Source organism: Streptomyces sp. NPDC093094, assembly GCF_044754345.1.
GTDB lineage: Bacteria > Actinomycetota > Actinomycetes > Streptomycetales > Streptomycetaceae > Streptomyces.
On the sequence record NZ_JBIVOX010000011.1, the window covers coordinates 49,186 to 63,752 of the forward strand.

Sequence of the window (14,567 nt, forward strand, 5' to 3'; positions counted from 1 at the left end):
GGGGGGGGGGGGGGGGGGGTGGGGGGGGGGGGGGCCCGGGGGGCCGCGGGGCGGGCGGCGGGGGGGGGGGCGGGCCCGGGGGGGGGGGGGCGGGGGGGGGGCCCGCCCCCCCCGCAACGGTGTTCCGGGCTCAACACAAGATCAAAAGGCGTCTTCGCAAGATCAAAAGGCGTCTTCGCGCGGGTCGTTCAGGACAGCAGGAAGTCGGCCACCCCCGCCTTGGCTCCCTCGATGAACGCCGTCATCTCGTCCGAGGTGTAGATCAGCGCCGGCCCGTCGGGGTCGGTGGACTGCCGCACGGCGATGCGGCCGTCGGCGAGCTTCATCGCCTCCAGGCAGTTGCCTCCGTTGCCGCCGCTCCACGGCCTGTGCCAGCCCTCGCTGCCCAGGTCCCGCGCGGGCATGCCGTTGTAGATCCGCTGCCCGCGGATCCGCGGTGCCGGCTGGGGGTCGATGCGATCCATTCACAGCTCCTTGCGGAGATCCCGGAGGATCTCCTTCGTGCGATGTGCCGTAGCGGCCTGCGCCGCCATGCGGTCCATGACCTCCAGGTGGGTGGCCACCTCGGAACGCGCGTCGAGATAGACGGCTCCGGTCAGGTACTCGCTGTAGACCATGTCCGGCAGTTCGGGCATGGCGAATCGGAACAGCACGAACGGCCCGTACGTGCCCGGATGCGGCCCCGTGGCGAACGGGACGACCTGCAGCGTCACATTGGGCAGCTTCGTCGCTTCGAGCAGTCGGTCGATCTGGGCACGCATCACCTCCGGGCCGCCCACCGGGCGGCGCAGCACGGTCTCGTCCATCACGACCCAGAACCGCGGTGCACCCTCACGGGTGAGCAGATCCTGGCGTTGCATGCGCAGCGCGACATACCGCTCGATGTCGTCGGGCCTGGTCTGGCCGACGGCACCGGAGAGCATCACCCCGCGCGCGTAGTCCTCGGTCTGGAGCAGACCGGGGACGAAGTGGGGTTCGTAGCTGCGGATGAGGCTCGCCGCCCCCTCCAGGCTGACGTGCATCGAGAACCAGCCCGGCAGGATGTCGTGGAACCGCTGCCACCAGCCGGGCTTGTTGGCCTCTTCGGCCAGCTGCACGAAGGCGTCGGCCTCGTCCTCGGGGACGCCGTACGCCTTCAGGAGCAGCTGGAGGTACGGGATCTTGAGCGCGACCTCGGCCATCTCCATGCGGCGGACGGTGGCCGGGGCGACGCGGAGGACGCGGGCCGCCTCCTCGCGCTTGAGCCCCGCGCGTTCCCGCAGGTCCAGCAGGCGCCGACCGAGGACGACCTGCCCCACGGTCGGCGCGGACCGCGGTTCGCTCACGCTCCACCTCCACCGAAGAATCCCGACAGCCCTGCGGCGCCATCCGAAGACCCGTCCGAAACCTCGCGGCGCCCTTGCCGGCGTCCGTCAGAACAGTCTGATCCAGACACTTTATGTACAGATCAGGCCAGGCCGGACAAGTCCGGCGAGGTCTCGGCGATCCCAAATGGCGCCGCTCGACGTGCTGTTGCGAGCAGTGTGCCACGGCCTTCCACCACGCCACACAGCACTCTGCATTTTCCAGAGTGACACTTGCCAAGTGTTCACGGCGGGGAGATAGTGGCAAGCGTGATTCCGTCCGCGCCCTTAGGAACAGACGCCGCCGCAGGCCCGCTCGGCCTCGGCGCCGCCACGGGAGTCGGTCCCTTCGGGGACGGGCCCGAGCGCCGGTTCCGTTTCGAACTGGCCGCACACCCGGGCTCCCCCGCGCGCGCCAGAAGACTGGCGCGGGCGCGACTGGCCGGCTGGTCGGTGTGCGAGGACACCCGCGACACCGCGGCTCTGGTCATATCCGAGCTGGTCACCAACGCGATCGTGCACACGGCGAGCACCGTCGTCGTGTGCGAGCTGCACGACGGTGACGACAGCGTGCGCATAGCCGTGCGGGACGAGGGCTGCGCGCCCACCGAGCCCCATCCCTGCGAGCGGCGCACGGAGGAGGAGCAGGGGAGGGGACTGTTCCTCGTGGAGGCCCTGTGCCGCGCCTGGGGGGCCCAGGAGCACGGCACCGGCCTGCTGGTCTGGGCGGACGTGCCACGCCAGGCCGCCGGGCCCGGTGAGCCGCGCGGCGACCTGGGCTGGACCTCCCGTCCGAAGCCCGGCTCGCCCCAGGGCGGCTCGGGCGACGACGAGACCGGGCCCCGTGACCGCGCCACCCGGCGGAGGCCCGCGTGAGCCCCGCCGCCGGACAGGTGCTCAGCCTCGACACCCTGGTCCGGCTGGGCCGTGGCGTGCCCGCCGCGCTCCCGCCCCGGCGGCTGTCGGTGCCCGACGGCATGACGGCCCCGCTCGGCTGCGACGCGGTCGCGATACCCGCCCGGCTGGGCACGGAGCTCGCGCCCCGGCTCCCCCGTGTGGGCTGTGTCTACGCCGACGACACCTACTGGTGGTGGCTCGTCCCCGCCGACTCCGACTACGCCCTCGACTGGCCCGCGCCCGCGCGCTACGTCTCCGGCGCGGTGGCCCCCGTGGCCGCCCGGCTGATCCACCGGCCCGAGGGCACCCTGCCCTACACTCCGCCGATCCCGCTCTACCTGGCCCTGTGCCGGCTCACCGGGACCGCTCCGGCCTGGACCCGGCCGGTCACGGCATAGGCCCCGCGGACCAGTCGCCGCACAGGCCCGCGGGCCCGCGGCGCAGGCCCCACAAGCTCACCGCACAAGTCCCGCAGGCCCCGCGGACCCACCCGCAGGCCCCGCAGACCCCGCAGACCCCGCAGACCCACGCCGCAGGACTACGGAGGCGCCGCGGCCCGGGCGGCGCCTCCGGCGGACGCCCTCCGGCGGGCACCGCCGGCACACCTCCACCGGTTCCTCGCCCCTCCCTCCCCTCCAGCGCACGCCCGCGCATACCCGCCCCTCGGTTCTGCGCCCTGCCACCGCGGCAACCGCGCCGCGATAGTGGATGGCCCTCCGTACACGATCAGGGGGAGGTCGCACGGTGAGGAAGGCGCGGCGGGAGCGCGAGGCGGGGCAGGCGGAACCGTCGGAGTCGGAGCGGCTGCTGTTCGGCGGCCCGCTGCGCTACGACATGGGCTGGAGCCAGCACGCGGACGCTTTCCTCGAACTGGGCTTCCGCTCCATGATCACCCGGCTGCCCTCCCTGCTCGGCTCCAGCCTGGCCCTCGCCTGGCAGGCCGACCGGAACGCCGCGCGGGTGGTGCTGGCCGCCGAAGGGGGCCGGGGTCTCGCCCAGGCGGTGGGTCTGCTCGCGGTCAACAGCGTGCTGGCCCGCCTGATGACGGACGGGCCCATCGAGGACCGGCTGCGCGAGGCGGTCCCCGCCCTGGTCACGATGGCGGTGGTCCTGCTGCTGGGCGCACTGCTGCGGGCCGCGTCGACGTACGCCACCGGCCGTCTGGAGCCGAAGGTGGAGCGGCTGGCGACCGAGCGGTATCTGGAGCGGGCGGCCTCCGTGGAGCTGGCCGCGATCGAGGACCATGCCTTCCACAAACTGCTGGACACCGCGCAGTACGGCGCCTCCGCCTCACGCCGCATGATCGCGCACGCCACCCGGCTGGTGAACGCGATGATCTCGCTGATCGCGGCGGCCGGTGTGCTGACCGTGCTGCACCCGGCCCTGCTGCCGCTGCTGATGACGATGACGCTGCCCAGCGCGTGGGGTGCCCTGACCAACGCGCGCCGCCGCTACGAGTCCTTCCACGCCTGGGTGCAGCACGCACGCGCGGGCTATCTGCTCCAGGGCCTGCTGACGGAGCCGTCGGCCGCGCCGGAGATCCGGCTGCACGGCGTGGGTCCGTTCCTGCTGCGCCACTTCCGCGCGATGTCGGAGACCGCGGAGGCCGAGCAGGCCCGCCTCGCCCGCCTGGCCGCGCGTACGGGGCTGATCGCGGCGGCGTGGACGGGCCTGGCGACCGTCGCGACGTACGCCACGCTGGGCGGGCTGCTGCTGGCCGGGGCGATGGCCCTGTCGGTGGCGGGCACGGCGGTGATCGCCATCCGTACCGGCTCGGGCAGCCTGGACAGCCTCGTCCTGGAGGTGAACCAGCTGCACGAGGAAGCCCTGTTCGTGGGCGACCTCCAGCGGCTGTACAAGGAGGCGGCCGAACGGGCGATCCCGGTCGGCGGGGCGGCCCTCCCGGAGGATCCGCGGGAGATCAGGTTCGAGAACGTCACGTTCAGCTATCCGGGTGACGCCGCGCGCCCCGCCCTGGACGAGGTCAGCCTCACCCTCCCGCTCGGCCGGATCATCGCGCTCGTCGGGGAGAACGGTTCCGGCAAGACGACCCTGGTCAAGATGCTCGCCGGGCTGTACGAGCCGGACGGCGGCCGGATCATGTGGGACGGCGTGGACGCGGCGACCGCGGACCGGCGGGAACTGGCCGAGCGGATCGCGATGGTCGCGCAGGACTTCAAGCGGTGGCCGTTCACCGCGAGGGTCAATGTCGCCGTCGGCCGTCCGGCGGCTCCCCTGACCGAGGAACGCCTCGGGAGCGCCGTCGCGCAGGCGGGTGCCGAGGACGTCGTCGCCGACCTGCCGCGCGGCCTGGACACGCTGCTGGCCCGCAACTTCAGCGGCGGACACGAACTGTCGGGCGGCCAGTGGCAGCGTCTGGGCATCGCGCGGGCCGCGTACCGGCGCGGCAGCATCCTCATCGTCGACGAGCCGACCGCCGCCCTGGACGCGCGGGCCGAGCTGGAGGTCTTCGAGAAGATCCGCGCTCTGGCCGGGACCGGTCAGACCGTCGTCCTGATCACGCACCGTCTGGCGTCCGTACGTCACGCGGATCTGGTGCATGTGCTGGAGCAGGGCCGGCTGGTGGAGTCGGGCACCCCCGACGAACTGCTGGCGTCCGGCGGGATCTACGCGGAGCTGTACGGCCTCCAGGCCGAGCAGTTCACCGCACGGCTGCCGGCACCGAAGGCGGGCTGACCGCCACCACCGGCGGCCGGCTGTCGGCGGCCACCGTACCCGGGAACTGCCGACGGCCACCGCGCCCGGATCTCACTCCGGCCCGTCGCCCCGGACGATCACCAGGAACGTGTCCGTCACGAGGTCCATCACGACCTCGGCGGGCAGGCCCTCCATGCGGCGCGCGTGCGCGAACTCCTCCGCGGGCCACGATCCGCGCGGCCCGCCTGCGGGAAAGCGCTCGAGCACCCTTCGCCCGTTCACCATCCAGCACCTCCACAAAGCGTCGTACTGGTACGAGTTAACGCCCGCGGAAGGGAAAAGGGCCCGCTCGGTGACGGGACTGAGACGTAGTTGACACTCGTTCACCGCTCCGTGTGAGCCAGGTCTCGGAGACTTCCGGCTCTCCGCCACCGTGCGTGTCAGTCGTCGTACTCGTCGTGATACCGGATCTTCCCCCTGTCCACAGGCGTCCCGAAGGCCGACGCACGCCCCTCTGGTTCCTCCCACGCCTCCTGGCGGCCGAGCGCGGTCAGGTCGAGGAGACTGGCGGTCGAGCCGAGTCCGTCGAGTCCTCGTCCGTACGTCGAGTACGTGTGGAAGACACGGTCGACGTCCCGCAGGAAACAGCTCAGACCGGACCTCTCGACGAGCTTCCCGTCCCGCTCCCGGGCCGCCTCGAAGTCCTGGTCGAAGTCGCTGCCGGACGAGGAGTACCAGGGCACGGTCCAGCCCATACGGGCCTTGAACGGCAGGATCCGGGTGTACGGGGCGCGGGAGACGGCCGCGAAGGAGGTCCCCCGCGCGTGCAGATGGGCCAGGTGCCCGATCTGGTCCAGGAAGGCGGAGCAGTCGCGGCAGCCCGTCTCCCGGCCGGGCGCGAACATGAAGTGGTGGACGACGAGTTGGTCCCGCCCCTCGAAGAGGTCCAGCAGGGTGGCCTTGCCGTCGCCGCCCTCGAAGACGTACTCCTTGTCGACCTCGACCATGGGCAGTCTGCGCCGCTCGGCGTTCAGTGCGTCCCGCGCACGGGCCACCGCCTTCTCCTTGAGCAGCAGTTCCTCGCGCCGCGCACGCCACTGGGCGCGCGAGACGATCTCCGGAAGCGACATGGCCCCTCCTGTGCAACGGTCCCGTTGCGTGTGGTGACCGGTGCCGCGGACGGAACTCATCGGCGCACGCGAAGATTCTTCCCGGCCGCGCACCGGGATCTCGCCGGTGCCGTACTCGGCACGGGCTCACGCCGGTGCCGTACTCGATACGGATCCGCGCCGGTGCCGTACTCACCCTCTCAGGTGCCGTACTCCTGGACACGGCCGCCGTGGCGGCGGTCGACGAGGGCGGGCAGCCGCTCCCCCAGTTCCCGCACCACGGCCGGCACGTCGATCGTGAGCAGTTCACGGTCGCGCATCAGGACGCGGCCGTCCACGACGGTGGTGGTGACGTCGCCCGCGCGGGCGCTGTGCACGAGCGTGGCGGCGAGGTCGTGGACGGGCTGGGTGTGCGGGCCGGTGAGATCGGCCAGGACGATGTCGGCACGCAGGCCCGGGGCGATACGGCCGACCCGGTCGCCCAGCCCCACGGCCCGGGCGCTCTGCACGGTCGCGTGATGCAGGGCCTGACGTGAGGTCAGCCAGCGCGGGTCGCCCTCGGTGGACTTCTGGACCAGGGCGGTGAGCGCCATCGACTCCCACACGTCGAGGGAGTTGTTGGAGGCGGCACCGTCCGTGGCGAGGCCGACGGGGACGCCGAGGGCACGCAGGGCGCGTACGGGCGTGGTGGTGGGCCAGGCGAACTTCAGATAGCCGCGGGGCGCGCTCGCCACGGCGACCCGGCCGCCGGCCCGTTCCAGGACGGGCAGGTCCCGGTCGAGGATGCCGGTGCCGTGGGCGATGAGGACGTCGGTGTCGAGGAGTCCGGTGCGTTCGAGGATCTCGACGGGGGTGGCGCCGTGCCGGGCGAGGCTCGCCTCGGCCTGGTCACGGTTCTCGGCGGCGTGCAGATGCACCGGCAGGCCGTGCTCACGGGCCAGCGCGGCGGTCGCGGCGAGGTCGGTGTCGCCGACCGTGTACGGGGCGTGCGGGGCCAGGGCGGTGGTGATCCGGCCGTCCGCACCGCCCCGGTGCCGCAGCGCGAACTCCAGGGACGCCTCCCGCCCCTGCGGACCCTGCGAGGAGAAGTAGGTCTGCCCCAGGTGGGCGCGCATCCCGCACTCGGTGACGACCGCGGCGACCGTGTCCATCGCGAAGTAGTGGTCGGCGAAGCAGGTCACGCCGCCGCGGATCATCTCCGCGCAGGCCAGCCGGGCACCCAGCTCGACGTCCCGCTCGGTGAGGTTGACCTCGACGGGCCAGACCACGTCGTTGAACCATTCCTCGGTGGGCAGGTCCTCGGCGAGACCGCGCAGGGCGACCATCGGGGCGTGCGTATGACAGTTGATCAGGCCGGGCAGCGCCACCTGGCCCCGCCCGTCGACGCGCTCGGCGGCCGGCACGCCCGCCGCGTCGGCCGCGCCGGTGACGGCGGCGACGATGCCGTCCCGTACGACGATCGCGGCGTCCTCCTGGAACCCGATCCGCTCCTGGTCGTCGTGCACGAGAACCGTGCATCCGGTGATGACGAGGTCGGCGGGAGGCTGGCTCACCACGCCAACGTACGCCGGGGCACGGCTCCACCGGAAGGAAGCCCGGCACGTCTGCGGGCGTCGGGTTCCCGGAGAACCTCCTCCGTCTCCTCCGTCCGGGCCCCGGGGAACGCCGTGGAACATCAGTCCCTCACGTCGGCCCCTGGACCGCGACGGCCGGGTCGGGAAGCCAGACGGGGACGGCGAGCCGGGGAAGCCGCAGGCCCGTCCTCTCCTGATGGGCCGTGAGCCGCTCCAGCACGTCGTCGATCTGGCGGGTGTGCCGTGAGGTCAGCCTCCCGGTGTCGTCGAGGTGGACGGCGCACGCGGTGACGGTGTCGACGAGCCGCTCCAGCAGGGCGGCGGCCTCGTCCACGCCCCGGGCGTGCCGGGCGAGGGCGGGCAGTTCGGCGGCGGCCAGCGCGACGGCGGCCCGGGCCTCGGCGAGCGTGCGATACGCCTCGCGGCGCAGGACCCAGCGCCGGGCCCGGTCGTCGGAGCCGCTCATGACGTGCGCGAGATAGCCGTGCGCGGCCTCGGCCGCCGTCACCAGGCGGGCGCGTACGCCGCCGCCCCGCTCCCCCGGCAGCGGCACCGGCAGATGCCCCACGACCAGGACGATCGCACAGGCCAGCAGGGTCTCGCCGATCCGGCCGGCGGAGGCCGGCGGTTCGCCGCCCACCATCACCAGCGCGAGCACCAGCACCGTCACGACCGCGGTCTGGGCGGCGAAGTGCCGCGTGGCCACGGGGATGAGCGCCCCGCACACGGCCACGACCGCGACGAGCGCCGCGGGCCCGGGCAGTACGGCGGCCGGACCGGCGAAGAGGAGCGCCCCGAGCACGGTCCCCGCCGCCCGGCACAGCACCCGGGAGACCAGCGGTCCGAGATCGGGCTTGACCAGGAAGACGGCGGTGGCCGGCAGCCAGTACCAGTGCGGGTGCGGTCCGTACCAGTGGGCGTGATGCAGCCACTGCGCGACCGCTGCCGCCGCCCCGAAGGACAGACCCACACGGAAGCCGTACTCGCGCCCGCCGACGCCGAAGGCCGTACGGACGGCACCGGCGAGTCCTCGTCCGCGCGTGTGCAGGTCACCTCCGTCCCCCTGGTCGAATGCCTCGGCGGCGGCCAGGAGCGCGTCGTCGAGGGCGCGCAGCGCGGGCGCGGACCGGCAGGGCGCGGGCAGCGGCCCGGTGTGCGTGGCCCCGCGCACGGCGGCGGCGAGCCTCCGGAGTGCGTCGGAGGCCCGCCCGGCGACGGCCTCCGCGGACCAGGCCAGCGCGGTCGCGGCCTCGGCGAGCGGCAGGGCCGCGGCGTACTGCGCGTGCAGCCGGCGCTCCGCGGCGGACGCGGCGTACCGTCGCAGCCGGGGCCCGCCGAGCGCGTCCTGGGCCTGGTCGAGCGCGGCCGTCAGCGCGGTGCGCCGGGCCACGGCGTCCTTGCCGCCGGCGGCGTCGAGCAGCTCGGCGATCGCGTCGTACACCCGGGCGACGGCCGCCCGCTCCCCGTCGAACCGGAAGTCGCCGGCGAACGCGCCGGGAGCGGGCAGCGCGAGGCGCAGCAGGAGCAGCCAGCCGGCTCCGGCGAGAAAGGCGAGTCCTCGCTGCCAGCCGGGCTCGGGCAGCGGCATCCCGGCACCCACGGCCGCCGCGACGAGCAACTGCGTACCCGCCGAGGACGCCACGGGCCCCACGGCACTGACACATCCCGCGAGCACCCCGAGCACCAGCAGGACGAGGCTCAGCGCGACAGCCCCCAGCGCCTGCCCGGCATACGTTCCCGTGGCCAGCCCGGCCGCGCCGACGACGGCGGGCACCCCGAGCCGCCGCACCGCCGAACGTCTGCTCCCGGGCCGGTCGTTGATCCCGGCCAGCATGGCCGCCACCGCGGCGACGACCCCGAGGGAGACCCGCCCGGCGGCCAGGGAACCCGCCAGCAACGGCCCCGCCGCCAGCGCTCCCCGCCCCACCGCGCTCCATGGAACCGGCCCCCGCTGAGCACGCAACGCGTGCCCGAGCCAGGGCGGAAGAACGACGACTGCACGACGCGACACGGGACTCCTGTCCGTACGAGGGCGGAACGCCTTCGGACGACAGCGGCCGGGCGGTGGACATCGACGGCCTCGGCGGACATCGACGGCTTCGCGGATCTCTGCGGATCTCTGCGGATCTCGAGTGATCTCGGCGGTTCCCACCCTAGATCGTGTTCTTGGAGGGGAAGGAACAGACGTATTTCGGCCATGTGACGAAGACGCCGGAGTGCGGATCGCGCAGGAGGAACGCCTCGGATCGTCCGGGCCGTTCGTCCGGAGTCACCCGTCGATCCGCAGGAGCGCCTCGACACACGCCACGACCTCACGGATGCCCTCCGGGTCTCCGTCGGCGGGCAGCGAGGCGACGACGGCGTCGACTTCCCGCAGCCCCGCCCGCTCCAGCAGCCGCTTCTCGTTCGTCACCCACTCCCCCCGCGCCGCGAGCACACCGTGAGCGGCCTGCGCGGCGGCGAGTGCGACGGCGCCGGCGACCTCGGTGACACGGCCGGCGGGCGCGTGGCCCGTTCTCGCGTAGGCCAGGGTGGCGCGGGCCGTGTCGTGCCAGCGTTCCGCGGCGGCGGTGCGCAGCTTGTCGGGGTAGGCGGCGGGCCGGGGCAGACGGCCGCGCAGCACCTGGTTGATCGCGAGTTCGGCCACGATCAGGTAGCTCGGGATCCCGGCCAGATGGAACAGCAGCGGCTCCACCCGGAAGCGTCCCTCCTGCGCCTCCGCGAGTTCGTGCTCGACGACGTCCAGATCCCGGTAGTGCACGTCCACGCGGCGGCCGTCGATCGTGAGCCACGCGCCGCCGTTGAAGACGCCGCCGCCCCAGCCGCCGACCTCGGAGACCTCGCCCTGCCAGCCGAGGGCGCGCAGATCGGCGGGGTCGAAGGGGCCGCGGTAGTAGACGGCCAGGTCCCAGTCGCTGTCGGGGCGATGGGTGCCCTGGGCGCGGGAGCCACCGAGGGCGACGGCGCGCACGGTCGGGAGCGAGGCGAGACGGTCGGCGGTGGTGTCGAGAAAGACCTGGTCGGAGGGGTGGGACAGCACGGTCGGCTCCTGTGGGAGGGGGTGTGCGGGGTTCCGGGTCGCCGACAGCGTAGGGGGCGGGGGCCCGGGACGCGACGATCTTTCGGACGCGGCGAGCTCCACCGGCCGGACTGCGGCGCTCCCGACGCGGCGAGCTCCGGCCACGGGGCCACGACACCTCCGGACACGGCAAGCCCCGCCACAAGGCCACGACACTCCCGGACACGGCAAGCCCCACCGCAAGGCCACGACACTCCCGGACACGGCAAGCCCCACCGCAAGGCCACGACACTCCCGGACACGGCAAGCCCCACCGCAAGGCCACGATGCTTTCCGGTGCGCCGGGCCCGGCCGCAGGGCTCTGCCCCCTCTCCGGTACGACGCACCCGGAGCACGAGGCCCTGGCGCTCTGCGGTGCCGCGGACCGCGGCCTCATAAAGCACGTGCGGGCAGAGGCTCGACCGTCGATGATCGATGGGCATCTCGACCGGTCGGCTCCTCCCGCGACCGGCACCCTTTCCTGTTCCGGCGTCCTCAAGGAGCACCCACCGCATGATCCGGCGCGTCATCGCCCCTGGCCTCTTCCCGCCGCCCACCTACGCGCACGGCTCGGTCGTCGAGGCCGGCACCAGGCTGGCCTTCCTCGCCGGTTCGGTGCCGCTCGACGCCGACGGCAAGCTGGTCGGGGAGGGCGATCCGGTACGGCAGGCGGAACAGGCGATGGCCAACCTCGGGGAACAGCTGCGGGCGGTCGGCAGCGACTTCGCGCACGTCGTCTCCACCGACGTGTACGTCGTCTCCGGCGAACCCTCGGCCCTGCACGCCGTGTGGGACGTCGTGGAGGCGTCCGGGCTCAGCACGGGACCGCACTCCTCGACGCTGCTCGGTGTGGCCTGCCTCGGATACACCGGGCAGTTGGTGGAGATCACGGCCACGGCCGTGGTCCCCGGACCGGGCGACGTCACCCTGCGGCGGGCGGTCGCCGCGGACGCGGACGCGGTCGCCGATGTCTACCTCCGGTCCTTCGACACCGCGCTGCCGACCGTGCGACGGGCCCACTCCGACGACGAGGTGCGCGCCTACCTCCGTGATGTGGTCGTGCCCGGGCACGAGACCTGGGTCGCGGAGGCCGAGGGCGTCGTCGTGGGGCTGATGGTCCTGGACGGCGAGCAGCTCTCGCAGCTGTACCTGGACCCCGGCTGGCGGGGCCGGGGCATCGGCGACCGGTTCCTGGCGCTCGCCAAGGAGCGGGCTCCACGGGGGCTGAGCCTGTGGACCTTCCAGGTCAACGGACCCGCCCACCGCTTCTACGAACGCCACGGCTTCCGCGCCGCCGAGCGTACCGACGGCAGCGGCAACGAGGAACGCGAACCGGACGTCCGCTACGAGTGGCGCCCCTGAGCAGGCACCTCACCCGGGGCCGTCGGGCCGAGCCGGCCGCAGACCCGCCGTCTCGGCCGCCGCGCCCAGCACCTCCCGCAGCATCGCGGGGGTCAGCCGGCCGGTGAAGGTGTTGCGCTGGCTGACGTGGAAACAGCCGAAGAGCGCGAGTCCGTCCCCGCCCTCACCGTCCGGGAGGCTCACCCTCGCCCCGTGCGCGAACGCCGGTCTCGGCCGTGGCAGCGTCCAGCCCGCCGCCGCCAGCGCCGGGAGCGTCGCCTGCCAGCCGAACGCCCCCAGCACCACCACGGCCCGCACCGTCGGTCTGAGCAATCCCAGCTCCCGCACCAGCCACGGCCTGCAGGTGTCGCGCTCCGCGGGTGTGGGCCGGTTCTCCGGCGGTGCGCAGTGCACCGGCGCCGTGACCCGGACCCCGTACAGCTCCAGCCCGTCGTCGGCCGCCGCCGACGTGGGCTGCGACGCCAGTCCCACGTCGTACAGGGCCTGGTACAGCACGTCTCCCGACCTGTCCCCCGTGAACATCCGCCCCGTCCGGTTGCCCCCGTGCGCCGCCGGAGCGAGCCCCACCAGCAGCAGCCTCGCGTCCGACGGCCCGAAGCCCGGCACCGGCCGCCCCCAGTACGTCCACTCCGCGAACGCGGCCCGCTTGGTCCGGGCCACCTCCTCCCGCCACTGCACGAGTCTCGGACAGGCCCGGCAGCCTGCGATGCGGTGGTCCAGCGCAGCCAGGTCGCGCAGGCGGGGCGGGGTGGCCGGATCGGCTGGGTCCATGTCCCCACGGTAGGACGGAGGGGAGAGTTAAGGTCGATGCCATGGCTTCCCAGGACACGGACGACAAGCAGCACACCGGTGACGGCGCCGACCGGCCCGACCCGAAGATCGCCGCAGCCGTGGCCGCGGCCGAGGCGGCCGGGCCGTCGAACGGCGAGAGCGTGCGGGTCGACAGCTGGATCTGGTCCGTGCGGCTGGTCAAGACCAGGTCCGTCGGCGCCGCGGCCTGCAAGGGCGGCCATGTCCGTGTGAACGGCGAGCGGGTCAAGCCCGCCCACTCCGTGCGCCTCGGTGACGAGGTCCGGGTCCTGCACGAGGGCCGTGAGCGTGTCGTCGTCGTCAAGCGCCTGATCCGCAAGCGGGTCGGTGCCCCCGTCGCCGTCCAGTGCTACGTCGACAACAGCCCGCCCCCGCCGCCCCGCGAGACCGTCGCCCCGGCGGGCATCCGCGACCGCGGCACCGGCCGCCCCACCAAGCGCGACCGCCGCGATCTGGAACGCCTGCGCGACCTCGGCGGCCTGGGCTTCCTCCCGGGAGGCCGCTCGCCCCGGGAGCGGTGAGGCCCTGCGGGTACACGGCGTCGGGCCTGGGAGCCGGACGTCCAGATCATGCCTCGGGGCCGGTCCTCAGGCGCCGCGTCGTACCAGCCTCAGCAGCTGCGCGTTCCGGTCCCGCCGGGCCCAGGCGATCAGGGCGAGCGGCACGACGAGGATCAGCGGGGTCGCCGCGTTCTCCCCGTCGAAGACGGTCATCTGGAAGAAGAACGCCCCGGCCATCAGCCCGCCGAGCCCCAGGGCCGCCACGGACTGCAGCACCGGCACCAACAGCCCGATCGCGCCCGCCAGTTCCAGCACACCGACGCCGTACATCCCCACGCTGCCCCAGCCGATCTCGTCGAAGATCTCGGCCGCGGTCGAGTGACCGATCAGCTTGGGCAGGGCACTCGCGATCCCGAAGAACAGCGCGAGCACGATCTGCAGGCCGCGCAGGGCGGTACGGGCCCGCCGCCCTCGTCCCCCCGCGGACTCGGCGACGACCGCTCTGCGAGCGGTGGAAGCGGCGGCGGCGACGGATGCGGTGGTCTCGGACATGAGGTTCTCCCGGGTGCGGTGGTCGTTGTGCTGTCACAGGGACAGACCCCCGCACCCGCTCCAACTCATCGCTGCACGACGGACTTTCTCGCCGGATGCGCGGATGCGTCCGGCTCGGCCGGCCGTCTCAGCACGTACCTGTTCCCGATGCCGGGATCGCCGTACAGGAAGAACAGCTCCACCCTCCGCTGCGCGTCGCAGCCCGTGCAGAGGTGCCAGGTGTATGCCGAAGGCGGTCCGGCGGCAGCGGTGGAGGCGGCCCCCGCCGTCGCCGCGCCGCGCGTCTCCGCACGGGTCCGCGTCCTCATGGTGAGGCGGATCTCCTGCCCTCCGGGGTCGTCGGTCGGAGCCCGGGTCCCGGTACCGGAGACTCTCCGGCCGTCGTCGAAGCCGAAGTCCTGGCCGTCGAGATGCCGGACCACCGCCGTACCGTCCCTCCGGAGCGTCAGCCGTGTCTTCTCGGCTCCCTCCCACCGCCCCGCGACCTCCCCCTCGGCGACGTCGGACCCCGGCCCTCCCGTACCGCCCGCACCCATGTGCCGTCCGGCGTCAGGTACCTGTCCACTCTCAGCCCCGCCTCCGCCAGCGCCTCCTCGAACTGCTTCTCGGTCAGCGGCCGCGCCCTGAAGGTCTGGGTCCAGACGGCGTCCGGGAACTCGTACACGGCGCGGACCGACCGCACGCCGTCGCCGGTGCGGTCCGCC

General features: G+C 73.6%; 15 protein-coding genes and 2 pseudogenes. 6 read left to right on the plus strand and 11 right to left on the minus strand.

All coding sequences use genetic code 11. The annotated features are described in order from the left end of the window. Nucleotides 1-188: 188 nt before the first annotated feature. Together ACIQGV_RS23865 and ACIQGV_RS23870 are read right to left on the minus strand one after the other, a co-directional pair. Nucleotides 189-464: a DUF397 domain-containing protein gene (locus ACIQGV_RS23865; protein WP_402497190.1), complete on the minus strand. Its 276-nt coding sequence runs from the start codon at nucleotides 462-464 to the stop codon at nucleotides 189-191. Further along, entirely contained in the window at nucleotides 465-1,325 is an 861-nt protein-coding gene (locus tag ACIQGV_RS23870) for a helix-turn-helix domain-containing protein (protein WP_402497192.1), read from the minus strand. A gap of 279 nt (nucleotides 1,326-1,604) precedes the next feature. On the opposite strand from ACIQGV_RS23870, the gene ACIQGV_RS23875 reads away from it, so the two are divergent. The 3 genes from ACIQGV_RS23875 to ACIQGV_RS23885 all read left to right on the plus strand — a co-directional run bounded on the left by ACIQGV_RS23875 (nucleotide 1,605) and on the right by ACIQGV_RS23885 (nucleotide 4,937). After that, entirely contained in the window at nucleotides 1,605-2,219 is a 615-nt protein-coding gene (locus ACIQGV_RS23875) for an ATP-binding protein (RefSeq protein WP_402497193.1), read from the plus strand. Further along, the gene (locus ACIQGV_RS23880) at nucleotides 2,216-2,638 is read left to right on the plus strand and encodes a hypothetical protein (RefSeq protein WP_402497194.1); all 423 of its coding nucleotides are present in this window, start codon (nucleotides 2,216-2,218) and stop codon (nucleotides 2,636-2,638) included. The genes ACIQGV_RS23875 and ACIQGV_RS23880 overlap by 4 nt, the downstream gene beginning before the upstream one ends. Before the next feature lie 436 nt (nucleotides 2,639-3,074). Continuing rightward, nucleotides 3,075-4,937, plus strand: coding sequence for an ABC transporter ATP-binding protein (locus ACIQGV_RS23885; RefSeq protein WP_402497621.1), 1,863 nt, complete (start codon nucleotides 3,075-3,077; stop codon nucleotides 4,935-4,937). Between the two features lie 72 nt (nucleotides 4,938-5,009). Here ACIQGV_RS23885 and ACIQGV_RS23890 read toward each other — a convergent pair whose 3' ends face one another. From ACIQGV_RS23890 to ACIQGV_RS23910, 5 genes are all read right to left on the minus strand, one after another. Next, nucleotides 5,010-5,183, minus strand: coding sequence for a hypothetical protein (locus ACIQGV_RS23890; RefSeq protein WP_402497195.1), 174 nt, complete (start codon nucleotides 5,181-5,183; stop codon nucleotides 5,010-5,012). 155 nt (nucleotides 5,184-5,338) lie between these two features. Continuing rightward, nucleotides 5,339-6,028, minus strand: a complete 690-nt coding sequence (locus tag ACIQGV_RS23895) for a DUF899 domain-containing protein (RefSeq protein WP_402497196.1) — start codon at nucleotides 6,026-6,028, stop codon at nucleotides 5,339-5,341. 179 nt (nucleotides 6,029-6,207) lie between these two features. Further along, a complete protein-coding gene (locus ACIQGV_RS23900) occupies nucleotides 6,208-7,560 on the minus strand; it encodes an amidohydrolase (protein WP_402497197.1) in 1,353 nt (450 codons plus the stop codon). Nucleotides 7,561-7,690: 130 nt separating this feature from the next. Next, nucleotides 7,691-9,592: an FUSC family protein gene (locus ACIQGV_RS23905; protein WP_402497199.1), complete on the minus strand. Its 1,902-nt coding sequence runs from the start codon at nucleotides 9,590-9,592 to the stop codon at nucleotides 7,691-7,693. A gap of 258 nt (nucleotides 9,593-9,850) precedes the next feature. Next, nucleotides 9,851-10,618: a nucleotidyltransferase domain-containing protein gene (locus tag ACIQGV_RS23910; RefSeq protein WP_402497623.1), complete on the minus strand. Its 768-nt coding sequence runs from the start codon at nucleotides 10,616-10,618 to the stop codon at nucleotides 9,851-9,853. 534 nt (nucleotides 10,619-11,152) lie between these two features. On the opposite strand from ACIQGV_RS23910, the pseudogene ACIQGV_RS23915 reads away from it, so the two are divergent. Further along, nucleotides 11,153-11,554 (plus strand): annotated as a pseudogene (locus ACIQGV_RS23915) (RidA family protein); the annotation flags it as partial. Beyond that, nucleotides 11,540-12,001 carry a GNAT family N-acetyltransferase gene (locus ACIQGV_RS23920; protein ID WP_402497626.1) on the plus strand — a complete coding sequence of 154 codons (462 nt, stop codon included), beginning with the start codon at nucleotides 11,540-11,542 and terminating at the stop codon, nucleotides 11,999-12,001. The pseudogene ACIQGV_RS23915 and the gene ACIQGV_RS23920, both read left to right, overlap by 15 nt. A gap of 9 nt (nucleotides 12,002-12,010) precedes the next feature. On the opposite strand, the gene ACIQGV_RS23925 is transcribed toward ACIQGV_RS23920, so the two are convergent. Further along, complete coding sequence (locus ACIQGV_RS23925; RefSeq protein WP_402497200.1) at nucleotides 12,011-12,772, minus strand: uracil-DNA glycosylase; 762 nt, start codon at nucleotides 12,770-12,772, stop codon at nucleotides 12,011-12,013. A gap of 41 nt (nucleotides 12,773-12,813) precedes the next feature. On the opposite strand from ACIQGV_RS23925, the gene ACIQGV_RS23930 reads away from it, so the two are divergent. Next, nucleotides 12,814-13,332 (plus strand): RNA-binding S4 domain-containing protein, encoded by a 519-nt coding sequence (locus tag ACIQGV_RS23930; protein ID WP_402497202.1) that lies wholly within the window; start codon nucleotides 12,814-12,816, stop codon nucleotides 13,330-13,332. Between the two features lie 66 nt (nucleotides 13,333-13,398). Here ACIQGV_RS23930 and ACIQGV_RS23935 read toward each other — a convergent pair whose 3' ends face one another. The 3 genes and pseudogenes from ACIQGV_RS23935 to ACIQGV_RS23945 form a co-directional block, all read right to left on the minus strand. Continuing rightward, complete coding sequence (locus ACIQGV_RS23935) at nucleotides 13,399-13,863, minus strand: DoxX family protein (RefSeq protein WP_402497203.1); 465 nt, start codon at nucleotides 13,861-13,863, stop codon at nucleotides 13,399-13,401. 65 nt (nucleotides 13,864-13,928) lie between these two features. Further along, nucleotides 13,929-14,285, minus strand: a complete 357-nt coding sequence (locus ACIQGV_RS23940) for a hypothetical protein (protein WP_402497204.1) — start codon at nucleotides 14,283-14,285, stop codon at nucleotides 13,929-13,931. Between the two features lie 23 nt (nucleotides 14,286-14,308). Next, a pseudogene (locus tag ACIQGV_RS23945) lies at nucleotides 14,309-14,566 on the minus strand (hypothetical protein); the annotation flags it as partial. Nucleotide 14,567: the final 1 nt, after the last annotated feature.